This is a genomic window from Vibrio sp. 704, from assembly GCF_033339295.1.
Genome location: NZ_JAWOUH010000130.1, coordinates 1 through 1047, shown reverse-complemented (window position 1 = coordinate 1047; position 1047 = coordinate 1). Strand labels below are relative to the sequence as shown.

2 protein-coding genes are annotated in these 1047 nt (G+C 47.6%); both read left to right on the top strand.

Annotated elements, in window-relative coordinates:
* The coding region (locus R7R24_RS24940) for a sensor histidine kinase (RefSeq protein ID WP_318119780.1) at positions 1-601 on the top strand (601 nt) is incomplete at its 5' end.
* The coding region (locus tag R7R24_RS24935; protein WP_318119779.1) for a response regulator at positions 594-1047 on the top strand (454 nt) is incomplete at its 3' end. The genes R7R24_RS24940 and R7R24_RS24935, both read left to right, overlap by 8 nt.

Genomic DNA, 1047 nt, shown 5'->3' with positions numbered 1-1047 from the left:
CTTAAACAAGATGCTCTCGCTAAACGAGACTATTGCCGAGGTCATTGCTAGGCTAAAAGTCTTCACCCGTAAAACTTCTCACGAACCTCATAATGAAGTGTCGATACTTCACGATGCGGTGCACAATGCCACCAGCATATTGAGCAATAAGTTGATCAAACAAGGCGTCACGCTCAAAGTACCGACGATCGACCACGAGGTGAGGCTCGCCATTCACAGCGTTGAACTAGAACAAGTGCTCATCAATCTGTTCCACAACGCTGCGCAAGCGATGGATGGCTATTGTATTGATCCACAAATTTCCATCGCGATTCAATGCCACGATTCGAGCTGCGATATTCTGGTGTCAGATAACGGCCCGGGGATGTCTGACGAGGCATTGGCGAAAATCTTTGACCCGTTTTTTACCACCAAACCAGAAGGGCTCGGACTGGGTTTGACCATTTCAAAACGTATTTTAGAAAGCTATCACGGAGCGCTCAGCGCCTATAACCACCAAGGGACGCAATCGGGTGAGTCAGGCGGCATGACCTTTGTGGTCACCGTTCCGATGGCAAACACCAGTACCACCAAACCAGTAACGGAAAACGACCATGCATAACGCAGTTATCTTTGTTGATGACGAACCACACATTCGTGATGCCGTTTCACAAGCACTACTTATCGAGGGCATTGAAGTCACTTGCTTTCCCAATGCCGTTGAAGCACTCAGAGTTATCGATGCCAATTCTCCAGCCATCATCATTACCGATATTCACATGCCGGTCATGGATGGCTTAGAGTTTATGCGTACGCTGCTGAGCAAAAATCACCACTTTCAATTCATCGTTCTAACTGGGCATGGCGACGTTAAAACGGCGGTCGAAGCGATGAAAAGCGGCGCGTACGACTTTCTGGAAAAACCATTTTCAACCGATCAACTGATGAAATCACTGAACAACGCCAGCGATAAGCTGAACTTGTTGCAAGAAAACATCTGGCTTAAGAAAGAGCTCGACATGCAAACCCATGTCGGCCCGAAAATGATTGGTCACAGTAAAGTCATGG